The sequence below is a fragment of the Haloactinomyces albus genome (assembly GCF_031458135.1).
GTDB lineage: Bacteria > Actinomycetota > Actinomycetes > Mycobacteriales > Pseudonocardiaceae > Haloactinomyces > Haloactinomyces albus.
Genome location: NZ_JAVDXW010000001.1, coordinates 1,397,267 through 1,412,749, shown reverse-complemented (window position 1 = coordinate 1,412,749; position 15,483 = coordinate 1,397,267). Strand labels below are relative to the sequence as shown.

General features: G+C 67.2%; 15 protein-coding genes. 10 read left to right on the top strand and 5 right to left on the bottom strand.

Features of this window, described 5'->3' with window-relative positions:
- The first annotated feature begins 22 nt into the window (after positions 1–22).
- A complete protein-coding gene (locus JOF55_RS06630; protein ID WP_310271144.1) occupies positions 23–952 on the top strand; it encodes a homoserine kinase in 930 nt (309 codons plus the stop codon).
- A gap of 1,063 nt (positions 953–2,015) precedes the next feature.
- Positions 2,016–4,004, top strand: coding sequence for a transcription termination factor Rho (gene rho / locus JOF55_RS06625; protein WP_310271142.1), 1,989 nt, complete (start codon positions 2,016–2,018; stop codon positions 4,002–4,004).
- 248 nt (positions 4,005–4,252) lie between these two features.
- On the opposite strand, the gene JOF55_RS06620 is transcribed toward rho, so the two are convergent.
- From JOF55_RS06620 to JOF55_RS06605, 4 genes are all read right to left on the bottom strand, one after another.
- On the bottom strand, positions 4,253–4,867 hold the full coding sequence (locus tag JOF55_RS06620) for a TasA family protein (RefSeq protein ID WP_310271140.1): 615 nt from the start codon (positions 4,865–4,867) through the stop codon (positions 4,253–4,255).
- 400 nt (positions 4,868–5,267) lie between these two features.
- Positions 5,268–5,846 (bottom strand): TasA family protein, encoded by a 579-nt coding sequence (locus tag JOF55_RS06615; RefSeq protein WP_310271137.1) that lies wholly within the window; start codon positions 5,844–5,846, stop codon positions 5,268–5,270.
- Between the two features lie 220 nt (positions 5,847–6,066).
- Positions 6,067–6,657 (bottom strand): TasA family protein, encoded by a 591-nt coding sequence (locus JOF55_RS06610; protein WP_310271134.1) that lies wholly within the window; start codon positions 6,655–6,657, stop codon positions 6,067–6,069.
- A 108-nt stretch (positions 6,658–6,765) separates the two neighbouring features.
- Positions 6,766–7,362, bottom strand: coding sequence for a TasA family protein (locus tag JOF55_RS06605; RefSeq protein ID WP_310271132.1), 597 nt, complete (start codon positions 7,360–7,362; stop codon positions 6,766–6,768).
- Between the two features lie 220 nt (positions 7,363–7,582).
- On the opposite strand from JOF55_RS06605, the gene JOF55_RS06600 reads away from it, so the two are divergent.
- The 8 genes from JOF55_RS06600 (at position 7,583) to prmC (ending at position 14,525) form a co-directional block, all read left to right on the top strand.
- Positions 7,583–8,248 (top strand): signal peptidase I, encoded by a 666-nt coding sequence (locus JOF55_RS06600; protein WP_310271128.1) that lies wholly within the window; start codon positions 7,583–7,585, stop codon positions 8,246–8,248.
- A gap of 14 nt (positions 8,249–8,262) precedes the next feature.
- Entirely contained in the window at positions 8,263–8,787 is a 525-nt protein-coding gene (locus JOF55_RS06595) for a hypothetical protein (protein WP_310271124.1), read from the top strand.
- A gap of 7 nt (positions 8,788–8,794) precedes the next feature.
- Positions 8,795–9,559 carry a hypothetical protein gene (locus tag JOF55_RS06590; protein WP_310271122.1) on the top strand — a complete coding sequence of 255 codons (765 nt, stop codon included), beginning with the start codon at positions 8,795–8,797 and terminating at the stop codon, positions 9,557–9,559.
- Positions 9,560–9,680: 121 nt separating this feature from the next.
- Positions 9,681–11,339, top strand: a complete 1,659-nt coding sequence (locus JOF55_RS06585) for a sensor histidine kinase (protein ID WP_310271120.1) — start codon at positions 9,681–9,683, stop codon at positions 11,337–11,339.
- Positions 11,336–11,986: a LuxR C-terminal-related transcriptional regulator gene (locus JOF55_RS06580; protein WP_310271117.1), complete on the top strand. Its 651-nt coding sequence runs from the start codon at positions 11,336–11,338 to the stop codon at positions 11,984–11,986. The genes JOF55_RS06585 and JOF55_RS06580 overlap by 4 nt, the downstream gene beginning before the upstream one ends.
- 173 nt (positions 11,987–12,159) lie before the next feature.
- On the top strand, positions 12,160–12,390 hold the full coding sequence (rpmE, locus tag JOF55_RS06575; protein WP_310271113.1) for a 50S ribosomal protein L31: 231 nt from the start codon (positions 12,160–12,162) through the stop codon (positions 12,388–12,390).
- Positions 12,391–12,477: 87 nt separating this feature from the next.
- Entirely contained in the window at positions 12,478–13,548 is a 1,071-nt protein-coding gene (gene prfA, locus JOF55_RS06570) for a peptide chain release factor 1 (RefSeq protein ID WP_310271110.1), read from the top strand.
- Between the two features lie 95 nt (positions 13,549–13,643).
- Positions 13,644–14,525, top strand: coding sequence for a peptide chain release factor N(5)-glutamine methyltransferase (prmC, locus tag JOF55_RS06565; RefSeq protein ID WP_310271107.1), 882 nt, complete (start codon positions 13,644–13,646; stop codon positions 14,523–14,525).
- A gap of 57 nt (positions 14,526–14,582) precedes the next feature.
- On the opposite strand, the gene JOF55_RS06560 is transcribed toward prmC, so the two are convergent.
- Positions 14,583–15,452, bottom strand: a complete 870-nt coding sequence (locus JOF55_RS06560) for an alpha/beta fold hydrolase (RefSeq protein ID WP_310271105.1) — start codon at positions 15,450–15,452, stop codon at positions 14,583–14,585.
- Positions 15,453–15,483: the final 31 nt, after the last annotated feature.

The window sequence follows — 15,483 nt, the reverse complement described above, 5'->3', positions numbered from 1 at the left end:
CGAACCAGCTACCTCCTTCCGGGTGACCGTCCCGGCGTCCACGGCGAATCTGGGCTCCGGCTTCGACACGCTCGGCATGGCCCTGGCGTTGTACGACACCGTCGATGTCGAGGTGGTCGACGGTCGTGCGGGCACCGCGAGGGTGCAGGTGCTGGGGCAGGGCAGTGGTGCGGTCCCCATCGACGAGAGCCATCTGGTGGTGCGGATGCTGCACCGGGCTCTTGCCGAATCGGGTGCCACGGCACCGGCGCTGCGGGTGCGCTGCCACAACACCATCCCGCACTCCAGGGGACTGGGGTCCTCGGCCGCCGCGATCATCGCGGGGATCACAGCCGGTTACACGCTGGCCGGTGTTGTATCGCCGGATGGTCCGCTGCCGGGTGAGGCGTTGTTCGGACAGCAGACGGATTCTCCGGGCTGTGCCGCGAGCGCGCTGCAACTGGCGGCCTCGCATGAGGGGCACGCCGATAATGTGGCGGCGAGTCTGCACGGCGGTCTTGTGATCGCGTGGAACGAGGGGGAGCGCTTCCGCGCCGCTCGGCTGGAGCCACATGGGAATATTCGGCCGGTCGCCCTTGTTCCACAGGTGGAATCGGCCACGCACACGACGAGAGGGCTGTTGCCGGACAGCGTGCCGCACGGCGACGCGGTGTTCGCCGCGAGCCGCTGCGCACTGGCGGTGCATGCGCTGACAGGGAACCCCGACTTGCTTGCCGAGGCGACCGGCGACCGTCTGCACCAGGACTACCGGGAACCGGCGTGGCCGGAGACCATCGCACTGGTGCGGAAACTGCGTGCTGCGGGGATTGCGGCTGCCGTGTCCGGCGCGGGACCGACCGTGCTCGCATTCCCGCCGGATGGAGAACTGCCTACCGGGATCGAGCACGCCGGCTTCGAGGCGCTCCGACTTCCGGTGGACCGCACCGGGGTGCGGGTCGACCGCACGTCGTAGCGACCGTCCTGGCAGACTTGCACAGGTGGTTGCGGTGTGCGGGCAACCCGGTGGGCATTCGGGCCTTTTCCGGTGGTACAAAGGGAGTGTCGGGCCCGGCAGTGGCGGCACCGGTTTCGAGGTGATCCGCTGCAGTGGGCTCAACACCGCAGTGAGTTCGGGTCTGAAGTGAACTCGAGTGGATCAAGCAGCATACACCGATGCGTTGTGTGCTACGCTCTGATCCAGCGGGTTTGCCCTGTCGGCGAAGACCAAGCCGGCTTACCGGAACTCGTTCCTGCTCCGGCGGGCGTCTTCCCAGCGTTGCGGGGTGACGATAAACGGCTCACTGGAAATCCACGTAAGCCCTGTTGCGGCAGGCTGCGGGTATCGCCAGGAGAAGACCCCGAGCGTGGCGCGGTCGGGGCCAAGGCCGCATCGCAAGATGGCGGCTCACCGGTATGGCTTGTACGTATCGGTGGACGGCATTTACCCTCAAGGTCAATCAGTCACCGCGCGCACGAGCGCCGGTGCCGTACCCGGGACATCCATTCCCGTGGTGCATCCCTCGCTGTGTATTGACTCCACCCCCATACGGGTGAAGATCAGGATTGGCGGGTACTCGATCGCGGTGACCGAGGTAGGAGTTGGCAACTCAATGGGGCTCGCTTCGGCGAACTCGAACGTCGAACCGTGTCCGGTGTCGCGCTGGGAGTTCCGGCGTTGTGCGGTCGTGGTCGCGCATGGCCTCCGTGGAGATGATCGATGACCGCAAGCGAGGCGCCGGGGATTTCCGGGACTGCCGCGGATGTGCGGCAGCCGGACTCGACCCCAGCACGGCAAAGGCTGTTGAGATGGTGATTCCTGGCGTGAGGCAGCAGCAGCACGTGCACGTGAGCCGGGTGTCTCCACCCATCGGCGCCGCTGGTTCCTCAGTCGGTGCCGAGGCCGATCGTGTCGTGAGCCCTCGTCGAGTCTCCTTCGACACGAGGGCTGGTAGCACTACAAGGCCGCTCGCCATTGTCGCGGGCGGAAAATCCGCTGGACCGCGTAGGAGGCGCGGATCCGGTCAGGAAGGACATTCGTGAGCAACACTGATCTGTTGAGCAGCGAGATCGCCGATGGCGTCTCTTCGGCTGGCCAGCAGGGATCCGAGTCGTCGAGTGCAGGAACCTCCAACGGCGAGAGCAATGGCACTCCACGTCGACGCGGTGGTCTGTCCGGCATGGTGCTTGCCGAGCTGCGCCAACTCGCTGGGGAATTGGGTATCGACACCAGTGGTCTGCGCAAGGGCGATCTGATCGCTGCCATCAAGGAACGCCAGGGCGGGGCCGGATCCTCCAGCACGGGCAGGAAACAGTCGGCCCAGGACGGGGGAAACCGTTCTCAGGCGGCTGCGAAGAGCCCTGTGAAAAGCCCTGCGAAGGACACCGGAGAGACTGCACAGGAGGTTCCCGCGGCGGAGACCGCGCAGGAAGCCCCTGCTGCGAAAACGAAACCGGAGCCGAAGTCGCGCGAAACCGAGTCGCAGCCCGGTGAGGGCGCAGGCACTTCGACCAACGGCTCCGCGCCGAGCCGTGGAGGCCCCCGTAGGCAGGGCGGTGACGGTTCCGGTGATGACAATCGCCGTGGCAACAACCGTCGTCGTCGTTCCTCGGGCCGTTCCGGCGGTGGTCAGGATCAGGGCGAGGACCGCAGCGATCGCCAGGACAACCGCCAGCAGGACGGTCGGGGCCAGGACGGTCGGGGCCAGGACGGTCGTCAGCAGGACGGTCGTCAGCAGGACGGCCGGGGCCAGGACAATCGCCAGCAGGACAATCGGGGTCAGGACTCCGACGACGACCGGGGCGGCCGCCGCGGTCGCCGTTTCCGGGATCGTCGCCGCAACCGCGGGCGCGGTGAAGGTGGCGGGGAGCCGGAGGTCCGTGAGGACGACGTTCTCCTGCCGGTGGCCGGAATTCTCGACGTCCTGGAGAACTACGCCTTCGTGCGTACCTCCGGTTACCTCGCGGGGCCGAACGACGTCTACGTCTCCCTGTCGCTGGTCCGCAAGTACGGTCTGCGCCGAGGCGATGCCATCCAGGGCGTCATCCGGCAGCCGCGAGAGGGCGAGCAGCAGCGTCAGAAGTTCAACCCGCTGGTGCGCGTCGACGGGATCAACGGGATGGAGCCGGATGCCGTCAAGGGGCGCAAGGAGTTCCAGAAGCTGACCCCGCTGTACCCGAACGAGCGGCTGAAGCTGGAAACGGAGCCGCAGCAACTGACCAGCCGGATCATCGATCTGGCGATGCCGGTCGGCAAGGGGCAGCGTGCCCTCATCGTCTCGCCGCCGAAGGCGGGTAAGACGATGGTGCTGCAGTCGATCGCGAACTCCATCACGACCAACAACCCCGAGTGCCACCTGATGGTCGTGCTCGCCGACGAGCGGCCCGAAGAAGTCACCGACATGCAGCGCTCGGTCAAGGGCGAGGTCATCGCCTCCACCTTCGACCGTCCGCCGTCGGACCACACCACGGTCGCGGAACTGTCCATCGAACGGGCCAAGCGCCTCGTCGAGATGGGCCACGACGTGGTCGTGCTGCTGGACTCGATCACCCGCCTGGGGCGTGCCTACAACCTGTCGGCGCCTGCCTCCGGCCGGATCCTGTCCGGTGGTGTCGATTCCACGGCGCTGTACCCGCCGAAGCGGTTCCTCGGCGCGGCCCGCAACATCGAGAACGGCGGTTCGCTGACGATCTTCGCCACCGCGCTGGTGGAGACCGGGTCCGCGATGGACACGGTGATCTTCGAGGAGTTCAAGGGCACCGGCAACGCCGAGCTCAAGCTCGACCGCAAGCTTGCCGACAAGCGCCTGTTCCCCGCTGTGGACCTGGATTCCTCCAGCACCCGCAAGGAGGAACTCCTGATGTCTCAGGACGAGCTGGCGGTCAACAACAAGCTGCGCCGGGTGCTCGCCGCGCTGGACAACCAGCAGGCTTTGGAACTCGTGCAGGACCGGCTGCGCAAGTCGAAGACGAACATCGAGTTCCTCATGCAGGTCGCCAAGACCACTCCGGGCAAGGACGAGGAGTAACTCCTCGCCGTGCACGCCGGACGCACGAACGGACCCCGCACCGGGATCGGTGCGGGGTCCGCTTGTCTGCGCCCTGACCGAGCGGAAAGCGCCGACGGGGAAGCCAGGCAGTCGGGGGAAACCGGCAACACCCGGCCGCGCTTGCGCTCAGCGGGCACAAGACGGGGAACCTCCCCGCGTTTCCGGGAAAGTTCCCCTGCTCTCGGCAGTGCACTCAGCGGCCTGCCCGAACTCCGGGCCGCTGATGCTCACTGCTGGTTCGCAACCTGGTTCAGCACGGCCTCGACGCGGAAGCGAGCCGAGTCCGACTGGATCACGTTGTCGGTGTTCCGAGGGACCTCGAGGGTTACTCGGAAAGTTCGCGATTCGCCCGGGTCGAGCGTTCCGAGGCTGTGCGGATCGCCGATGAGCTCTGTCAGCTCCTCGCCGTCAATGGATTTTTCGCCGCTGCCGGTGGCGGTCGTGAACTCCAGGTTCCGGAGCAGCTCGCCCCCGCCCTTGCCGTAGATGTCACCGCCGGTTTTGTCACCGTCGGCGCTTTCGGGCTCGGTGAGGCTGTTCTCGTTGTTGGCACCCTGCGCGAACTCGAATGACAGGTCACCGGCCACGTCACCCTTGTTCGTCAGGGTGAAGGAGGCACTACGGGAGTCGCCGGGAGCCAGGGGCTTCACCTCGACGACACCGTTCTCGCCGAAGACGTTGCCCTGGGTGTTGCTCACGACCAGGTCCATCGTTCCGGCGGTGGCCACGGCACCCCGCTGCTCCGAGTCGCTGAAGGTCGCGTAAGTACCCGCGGTGAGGGCAACGGCGGCGGCGACGGCGGTGACTCCACCGATTCCGACGGCCAGCTTTCTGTTCCTCATCGACGTTCCTTTCTCCCGATCCTTCGGGAAAGCAGTGGGATGGATGTTGCCGTGTTACCGAAGATCGTGCTGGATCGATCGATTGAACGGCGTCGTCAAAGTTGACGAAACTCCGTCGATGGTTCGAGACCGAGGAGGACGGTCCGGATCGGTGATGGTGACCACCGGACATAACCGGGGCCCCGCACCGATCCTGGCGCGGGGCCCCGGTTGCCTGCGCCGCGGCTGAGCGGGAAGCAGGGCGGCCGGAGGAAGCTCGGACAACACCCGGCTGCGCTTGCGCTCAGTCGGCGCATGGCGGGAGTTTCCCGTGCCCCTCGGGAAACTCCCCGTTTTCAGCAGTGCGTTCAACGGTTTCTCGTGCCCCGCAGACCTCCTTGATCACCGAGGTCGCTCGTGCTCACTGCTGATTCAGCTCGGCCATGATCCGGAAGCCTGCCGAGTCGTTCTGGATCTTGCTGCCGACGTCGGGCGGGACCGTGAGCGTCACCGTGAAGGTCTGCGACTGACCCGGATCGAGCGTTCCGGCGCTACGGAGTTCGCCGTCGACCTCCACGAGCTTTTCGTCCTCGATGGTGAGACCCGTGATCCTCAGATTCTTGAGCAGCTCACCCTTGCCCTTGCCTCCGGAGTCACCTGCTTCCCGTTCGGGCTCGGTGAGTTCGTTCTCGTTGCCGGTCACTTGCTCGAGCCTGAAGGACAGGCCGCCTGCCACGCTGCCCTCGTTGGTCAGGGTGAAGGAGGCACTGCTGGAATCGCCGGGGTGAAGAGGACCCACCTCGAGGGCACCGTCCTTGTCGAAGGAGCTGCCCTCGGTGTTGCTCACGTTGCTCACCTTCAGGTCCATCGTGCCTGCGGTGGCCACGGCACCCCGCTGTTCCTCGTCGGTGAAGGCGGCGAAGGTGCCTGCGGTGATGGCGACGACGGCGGCGACAGCGGAAGCTCCACCGATGCCGGCGGCGAGCTTCTTGTTCTTCATCGAAGGTCCTTTCCTGAGCCGCCTATCCAGCGGTGGTGGTGCCGTGTTGACGACGAGCGTGCCGGATCGACCAGGCCTGCGGCGTCGTCAAAGTTGAGGAAATTCCGAACGCAGTGGGTCCCGCACCGGTCTCGTACGGGACCCACTGCCTGGCGCCCTGGTTGAAGCTCGGCTCAGTGGGCGACCAGCGCGGTCAGCGACTTTCCGGGCCGCTCGCGATTCAGTTCCGGACCTGCTGGTCCAGGTTGGCCGTGATCGTGAACTCGCCCTTGTCGGTCTGGATCTCGCTGGTGGCGCTCCGAGGCACCGAGAGTTCGAACGTGTACTGGCTCTCACCGTTGCTGGTGAGAGGAGCGAGATCGAGGTTCTCGATGCCGCTGAGGCTGTTCAGCGAGTGCGTGCTTCCGTCCGGGCCGGTGACCGTGAGCGCCAAGTTCCGGAGCAGCTCACCATTGCTCTCGGGCTTATCACCGGCGTCCTTTTCGGGGTCGGTGAGGCCGTTCTCGTCGTTGGTCACCGCTTTGTAATCGAAGCTCAGATTGCCTGCCACGTCACCCGCGTTCTTCAGGGTGAAGGTGGCGGAGCCGAGCGTCTCACCGGGAACAACGGTCCCGGGCACGTTGACGGTGCCGTTCTCGCCGAAGAGGTCGCCGTTGTTGTCCTGCACCTGCAGGTCCATGGTCCCTGCGGTGGCGATGGCGCCGCGCTGTTCCGAGTCGGTGAAGGCGGCGAAGGTGCCCGCGGAGAGGGCGACGGCGGCGGCGACGGCGCTGACTCCACCGAGCCCGACGACGAGCTTCTTGTTGCGCATTGATGGTTCCTTTCTCGAACACAGCGGGCCCCGCCACCGGATCGGTGCGGGGCCCAGCTGCCTGCGCCTCGGCCGAACGCGTCAGCGGCTTCCCCGAGCCGCTCGCGATCAGTTCTGGGCCTGGTCCAGGTTGGCCACGATCTTGAAGCTGGCCGTGTCGTTCTGGATCACGCTGGTGGCACTCTGCGGGACCTCGAGGGTCACCTCGAAGGTCCGCTCCTGATCCGCATCCAGCGCTCCGGCACCGCGAGAGTCGCCGGCAAGCTCTGCCAGCGTGGCGCCGTCAATGGTGGGGGCCGTGAGCTCCAGGTTCTGGAGCAGCTCGCCTCCGCCATTGCCCTCGGCATCACCGGCTGTGCTGTCACCGGCGCCCTCTTCGGGCTCGGTGAGCTCGTTCTCGTTGTTGCTCATCTGCACGAACTTGAACGACAGGTCACCGTTTACGTCACCTTCGTTCCTCAGGGTGAAGGTGGCGCTGTAGGAGTCGCCGGGCTTGACGCTGTTGGGAATGGTGACGATGCCATTCTCGCCGAAGACGCTGTCGCCGTGGCTGTTGCTCACCTGCAGGTCCATCGTGCCGCCGGTGGCCACGACGCCCCGCTCCTCCGAGTCGGAGAAGGCGGCGAAGGTACCCGCGGAGATGGCGACGGCGGCGGCGACGGCGGTGACTCCACCGATGCCGGCGGCGAGCTTCTTGTTCTTCATGGCAGTTCCTTTCCCGGGGCCGCCGATGCGGCGGCGATGGCGGCGGTGTTGCCGTGTCACCGAAGATCGTGCTGCGCCGACCGGTCGATCGACTTCACCAACCTTGAGGAAAGCCGAATACTCGGTTTTGATGATGCGACCGATCATCCCGTTCCACGAGGGTGGGTATTCCGCTGTGGACGTACCCCGCGCCCACGGCAGTGGCCGTAGGGGGTAAGGAATGACCGCCAGCACGGAAGACATCACGCAGGAAATACCGACGAAAACCTCGCAGGACATCCCGACGGAAGAGATACCGGTTGTGGCTGCCGACACGACACGCGATGATCACCGTCCCCGGAAACGCCGGAAACCGCCCCGTTCGATGGCGCGCCGGATCGCGGGTTGGCTCGGCGGGCTCGTGGTTCTCGCGGCGATCGCGCTGGCCGCATCGATCACCGTGGTTCCCGCCATTGTCGGCGGCAGGACGCTGACGGTGCTCAGCGGCAGCATGAGCCCGACCATCCCGGCCGGATCGGTCGTGGTGACCAAGTCCGTGGAGCCGGCTTCCCTGCGGGCCGGTGACGTGATCACTTTCTCCACCCGAGGCCCGGATTCCCTGGGCAATCCGCACCGCGTCACCCACCGGATCGTGGCCGTGCACGGGAAGGAAGGCGAGCTGAGCTTCACCACCCGAGGAGATGCCAACGACGTGGTGGACGCGCAGCCCGTGGCCGCTGACGACGTCATCGGGAAGGTATGGTTCGACCTTCCGTGGCTGGGCTGGGCCCACGGTCGACTTCCCCAGATCATGCTGCTGGGTGGGGGCGCTGTGCTGCTGGTCATCGGCGTGGGGGCGCTGCGCTCCGCGCTGCGTCCGTCCATCGAAACGGGGGATCACGAATAAGGATGCCGATGCGCATGCACGAGCAGACCCAGCGTCTCGCCCGGTCGGGGCACTGGGCCGCTTTGACCGGTGCCCTGGCTGGTTCCCTGGTCGTCATCACCAGCGCTGTGGCGCTGTCCGGGACCACGGAGGCCGGACTCACCGACTCGGAAGTGGTGCTGGAGTACACCGTCACCGGCCCCGGCAAAGATCCCGACTCGGTGCCCGCTCCGGCCGAGGTGCCGCAGTCGAGCGCGCCGAGTGGGGCACCCATCCGACCGGACGCCCCGAGCACGTCGGCTCCGGCCGCGCGGAAGGACAGCGGCGAGCAGCAGCGCAGCCAGGTGCCGTCGCGACCGGGTGACCAGCCGACGCGGAGTCGACCGGCCGGTGGTGGGACACGAACCTCGAAACCACCTCCGCCGGAGCGGTCTTCGCCGACGACATCGTCGAAACAGCAACCGAAGTCGGAGCCTGTGCCGTGTCCGAGCCCGACACCGTCCGACAAGACGGACCAAACCTGCGTGGAGGGGGCGCCAACCAATGTGGAGAACCAATGACGGGTCGGTGTCGACCTGCTCCACGCGCACCGGCCGAAGATTCGTGTCGGCACTCATCGGGGTTGCGCTGAGCACCGCGCTGCTCGGAGCATCACCGGCCGCCGCGGCGCCGGAATCCCCATCGGAGCCGGAGATGCGGCTGCACGTCACCTCGACGGGCATGACACTGGACGGCCCCGAAGAGATCCGGCTCACCGAACTCGTACCGGGCACGATCGAACACGTCACCGCACTCGTCACCAACGACTCGAACGAGGAGATCCGGCTCGGGTTGGGGGCAGCCGAGCTGACCGAGAGCGAGAACGGGTGCAACCAGCCCGAGCGGACCGTCGACACCACGTGTGCCGACGAGGAAGGTGAGCTGGGTGCCGCCCTGCGTCTTTCGGCGCAGCCGGTGGACACGCCCGAAGCGGCACGTTCGATGCCGATTCGTGATGCGCTCGACCGGCGTGTTCCCCTGCCACTGATCGCACCGGGTGATTCGATCCAGGTCGAGGTGACCCTCACGGTCCCGGTGGAGGTGGACAATCGGATCCAGAGCGATCAAGCCCTGTTCGAGCTGGTCTGGCGGGCCACGAGTACGGCGGGCAACGTCGACGCTTCCGTGCCGGTCATCTCCGAGAGCAGCGGTTCCTCGGACTCGTCCTTCCTCGCGCTCACCGGTTCGCCGGTCCGCACGCTCCTGCTCGGTGGCCTGCTGGCGGTGGGTGCCGGTGTCCTGGCGCTGTGGTTCGGCCGCGAGCGACGAGGGCTCGTGCGTACTCGCAAGTAGCAGTCCGACTGCAGAAGCGAGTCCGATTCACCAGTAATATCCGCTTCGGTCGAGTCGATAGCACTGCCGGGGAGTTCGGCGAGTCGGGAGTGCGCTCCCGGGCTGGGAAAGAGGCGAGTGGATGGATGCGTTGAGCGTAGGCCGGGTTCGTCGAGTGCTCGGCTCGCGCGGCGGCGCGCTGTTCGTCGATCTGCTTGGGGTCGTCATCGTGACGGCCGGGTTCCTCGGGCTGACGCTGGGACCTGTCCGGACGCTCTGGCCTGCCGAGCAGAGCTATCTTGTGATCACCATGCTCGCGGCCGCCACGGCGGCCGGAGCGGGGGTGTTGGCCGAGCTCGTCACCCGGATGAGCGGTAGGTGGCAGGACGCCCGCATCGCCGCGGCACTGTTCGTCTACGGGCTCGTCGTCGTGCCCACCACCACTGTCGATCCGGGCCCCGAGGCCGATGTGGTCGCGCTGCAGACCGCGCGGTTCGTGGCCAGCGTCGGCGTGGCCGTGCTGCTGGCGCTGTCGCTGTGGCCGAGGGGACCGAAGACGAAGGCCACCGCCTGGCCGTCCGCACTCGTGATCAGCACGATCGTGCTCGTTGTCGGTATGTCGGCTGCGAGGTTCCCCGCCGAGGCGACGGACCTGCTGACCAATATGGCCGGACGCGGTTCCGTCGAGGGCTACGTCCTGGTCGGCGTGGTGATGGTCGGCTTCGGGTTCGCCCGCAGGCAGCGGACCTTCTGGCGGATCGGTTTGGGAGTGCTGGTGCTCGCCGCTGCCCAGGGGGCGCTGCGCGTGGGGTCGGCGGATGTTTCCGACCCGTATCTGCCCTTCGCGGTCCTGCGTGTCGCCGGGCTCGGTGTGGTGCTGGCCGCCGTGGGCATGCACGCGGCGGTGTTGAGCCGAGCGGAGCGGGTGCGGCAGGACGCCGAACGTGCTCAACTCCGGGCGATGCAGGACGAGGAGCAGCGCCGCCGTGCACAAAACGACGAGCGCGATCACGAGATGCGCAACGCTCTCGTCGGACTGTCCGGTGCGGCGCGCCTTCTCGGGCCGGATGGCGCCGCCCTGCCCGCCAATGACCAGGGTGAGCTGCACACGGCTGTGGAATCCGAGCTGGAGCGGTTGCGCGCCTTGCTCGAACGCTCGGGCCGGCGGTCTGCCGAGCAGGGTGCGGAGCTGGCTCCCCTGCTGCGGCAACTCGTCATGATCCGGCGCACCGCGGGTACGGACATCGAACTGCAGGTGCCCGAAGCACTGCGGACCACGGTCTCGTCCTCGACGCTGTCCCAGGTGTTGACGAACCTGCTGGCCAACTGCGAGCGACATGCGCCGGGCGCACAAGTGCGTATTCACGCGGCCGAGGTCGGCAGGACGCTGCGTATCGAGGTGAGTGACGACGGTCCCGGCCTGGCGCCCGGGACCGAGGAACTCGTCGTGCAGCGGCAGTTCGGTGACCAGCGCAATGGCGGTAGCGGATTGGGGTTGCACGTGTGTGCGGACCTGCTCCGCGAGGAGGGCGGTTCCCTGACCATGCTGCCCTCCACCCGGGGAAGGCCCGGGTGCACCGTTGTGGTCGAGGTGCCTGCCTCGGCCACGGAACCCGACGCTGCGTCCGCGGCTCGTCCGGACGAAGCGGTGACGGCTCACGAGGCGGAGACGACGACGGCTCACGCGGAGAAAACCCAGCCGATCAACAAGGCGAGGTTGATGTCGCTGCGCCGTGTGACCCGCTCGGCTCCGGCCGCTGCACCACAGGATCGTGCCTGTATCGGAAGGGAGACCTCATGAGCGTGCTGGTGATCGACGACCACCAGCTGGTCACCGCCTCGCTTGTCATGGCCCTGCGTGCACACTCCCTCGATGCGCACCGTTGCCCGGTCTTCGACGTCGAGGGAGTGCTGGACGAGGCCGACAAGCACACGGCGGGACTCGCCCTGGTCGACCTCGAGCTGGGAGAGGGAGCCGACGGTCGCCAGATGGACGGGGCGGACCTGGTGGTCCCGCTGTGCCGGGCAGGCTGGTCGGTGGTCGTGGTCTCCGGCAGTACCCAGCAGGAACGGGTGGCCGCGGCGATTGCCGCCGGTGCCAACGGCTGGGTACCGAAGTCGGAGTCCTTCGACGATCTGCTGAACGCGGTTCTCGCTGCCGTGGAAGGAAAGGCGCTGTTGTCCCAGGAGCAGCGCAAGCAGTGGCTCGCACTGCATCGGGAGGCGAGCAAGCGGTCCGCGGACATCCACGGACGACTGGCCCGCCTGAGCAACCGGGAGAGCGAGGTCCTGGAACGGCTGGCGCAGGGCCAGCGGGCGGCGACCATCGCGGAGGAATTCTTCGTCTCACTGGCCACCGTGCGTACCCAGATCCGCTCCATCCTGACCAAACTCGATGTCGGTTCGCAGTTGGAAGCGGTTGCGCTGCACCAGGACGCCCGGCGGTGACCGGCTGCGCCGATGCCCGTCTCCGCGGAGATGCCTGCTCCGGAATACCTCCGACGCCACCTGCGTTGCAGGTCAAGTGTGTGCTTCTGGCACACTGTGCGCTTGGTTCCGGCTCCGGTTCACCGCGCGGCACACGCCGTGTGGACCCGGCGGCCACGAGGAGAGGACAAGGCATGAAGTCTGACATTCATCCCGAATACGTGGAAACTCAGGTGAACTGCGGCTGTGGGAACAGTTTCACCACGCGCAGCACCCGCAACACCGGCACCATCAACGTCGAGGTGTGCTCGAACTGCCACCCGTTCTACACGGGCAAGCAGAAGATTCTGGACACCGGTGGCCGCGTCGCCCGCTTCGAGGCCCGCTACGGTCGTCGCCCGCAGGGTGCCCGCACCAAGAAGTAGCCGAGCCGACGGCGCCCGCCACCGCGATGCGTGGGGCGGGCGCCGTTTTCTGTTGGTGCAGTCGGCTCGTCATGAAGGTAGAGGCACGTGGACACATCGAAGCTCGAGGACCTGGTCGCCGAGCACGCCGAGCTGGAGCAACGGCTGGCTGACCCGGACGTGCACGCCGATCAGGACCGTGCACGCAAGCTGGGCAAACGCCACGCCGAACTGACCCCCATCGTGCAGGCCGCGCAGCAGCTGGAGCAGGCTCGCTCCGACCTGGCCACCGCACGGGAGCTCGCCGGTGCGGACGCCGGTTTCGCCGCGGAGGCCGACGAGCTGGCCGGGACGGTCCCGGAGCTGGAGGGCAAGCTCACCGAGCTGCTGATCCCGCGTGACCCGCGTGACTCCTCCGATGTCCTGGTGGAGATCAAGTCCGGTGAGGGTGGCGAGGAGTCGGCCCTGTTCGCCGGTGACCTGCTGCGCATGTACCTGCGTTATGCCGAGCGCCGGGGATGGCGAGTCGAGGTCCTCGGTTCCACGGAATCCGATCTCGGTGGCTACAAGGACATCACCCTGTCGGTGAAGAACAAAGCCGATACGGGTCCGGACGGTGTCTGGTCCCAGCTGAAGTTCGAGGGCGGGGTGCATCGCGTTCAGCGCGTGCCGGTCACCGAGTCCCAGGGACGGGTGCACACCTCGGCCGCCGGAGTGCTGGTGTACCCCGAGCCCGAAGAGGTCGAGGTCGAGATCGACGAGAAGGACCTGCGCGTCGATGTTCACCGCTCGTCCGGGCCGGGCGGTCAGAGTGTGAACACCACCGACTCGGCGGTGCGGATCACCCACCTGCCCACGGGCATCGTGGTCTCCTGCCAGAACGAGAAATCACAGCTGCAGAACAAGCTCCGCGCCACCCAGGTGTTGCAGGCGCGCCTGCAGGCGATCGCCGAGGAGGAGGCCGAGCGCGAGGTCGCCGAGACCCGCCGTAGCCAGGTGCGCACGGTGGATCGTTCGGAACGGGTGCGTACCTACAACTTCCCGGAGAACCGCATCTCCGACCATCGGATCAACTTCAAGGCCTACAACCTCGACCACGTTCTCGACGGCGAGCTCGATGCCGTGCTCGCGGCGCTGGTCTCGGCGGATCGGCAGGAGCGACTTACCTCCGCTACCTGACCGAGGTCTCCGACAGCGGCGATTTCCCGGGTGGTGACTTTTCGTGCCATGTACCGCGATCACGGTGACTTCCCCGGAGCTCTAGGCTTGTCGGCGTGAGCCGTCAACCGCTGCGCCTGGCCATCCTGGAAGCCGAACGCCTCCTGTCCTCGGCAGGCGTGGCCAGCCCACGCACCGATGTGGAGCTGCTGGCTGCCCACCTGCTGGGGGTGGAACGCACCAAACTGATGATGGTCCCGCTCGTGGACCCCCCGGTGGTCGAGGCGCTGTACGAGCTGGTGCGGCAGCGTGCCGCACGGGTGCCGCTGCAGCACCTGACGGGCACCGCGACCCTGGGCAATGTCACCCTCTCCGTCGGACCGGGTGTGTTCGTGCCGCGCCTGGAGACCGAGCTGCTGTTCGAATGGGGACTGGCCGGTCTGGAGGGCGTGGACAACCCGGTGGTCGTGGATCTGTGCACCGGCTCGGGAATATTGGCACTGGCCCTGGCCGAGGCACGCCCCGACGCCACGGTGCACGCCGTCGAGAAGGACGCCACGGCTCTGTCCTGGGCACGCCGCAACGCCAACGAGCGAGCGCAGGCCGGTGACACACCGATCCGGCTGTATGCAGGCGATGTGGCGGACTCGATGCTGCTGCTGGAACTCGAGGGGTTGGTGGACCTGGTGGTGTCCAACCCGCCCTACGTTCCGGACGGAACGCCGGTGCCTCCCGAAGTCGGCAATCACGATCCGCACGAGGCCGTGTTCGGTGGACGGGACGGCCTCGACGTGGTGCGGCATGTGGTCGCCTGCGCGGCACGGCTGCTACGCCCGGGCGGACACGTGGCCATCGAGCACGACGACACCCACGGGGGATCGGTTCCGGCCATGCTGGCGGCGCGACGGGTGTTGGCAGGCGCCGAGGAGCACACCGACCTCGCGGGGCGCCCTCGCTTCGCCACCGCCCGCCGCGCCGATCCGGGTGCGTCGGTGTGATGGTGCTTCGGCTACCAGCCCACCGAGCTCGTGGAACCATTCGTCTCGGTACGCGGATCACAGCTTACCGTTGAGGAACTCCCGCAGAGCGGCGTTGAACTCGTTGGGCTTCTCCCGGTTCACCCAGTGACCGGCCCCGGAGACCACCCGCAGTTGCGCATCCGGGACGGCTCCGGAGGCTTCGCGCGCGGAGGCCACGGGCACCATCGCGTCCTGCTCACCGTGGATGAACATCGTCGGGCAGTGAATCCGGTTGAGGTGGGGAAGGTGGTTGACCTGCATCGACCGCCGTCCCACCGCGTCGGTCATCCAGTCGGTGAACACCGAACCGCAGGTGCGCAGCTCGGCGTGCACCTCGTCGATGATCCGTTCCAGGTCGGTGATCGGTTCCGAACCGGCGAAGGCGCCGCGCGCCAGGTACCGGCGGCTGAAACCCCGATTCAGCCGGAGCAGCCGGGCGATCAGGGGGCCTGCGAAGCGTGTTCGCAGCAAGAGATGGAGCAGCAGTTGGTTGTCCACCCGGGGCTGCATCCCACCGGAACCGACCAGGATCAGCCCGCGTACGCGGTGCGGATGCCGCAGCGCGAATCCGGTGGCGACGCTGCCGCCCAGGGACAGGCCCACCAGAGTCGCGTCGTCGAGTCCCCACGAGTCGAGCAGCCAGCGCAGCACTTCCTCCAGGTTGCGCTGATCCGCCCGGCCGGTCCAGTCGACACTGCCGCCCCGGCCGGGGAGGTCGGGCACGTGGACACGGTGGTCCACCGCGAGGGCCGGGATCGCGTGGCGCCAGGCCAGCAGCCCGTTGTCCACCCCGCCTCCGTGCAGCAGAACGATCGGCGGACCACTGGATCCGGCACGGTAGTAGCGGATCGTCCCTGCCGGGAAGGTGCTGTGGTCGATGTCGACACCCTGCGGTGGGGCGGTCATTGTTCTCTCTCCTTTTGTCGGAGCGGCTTGC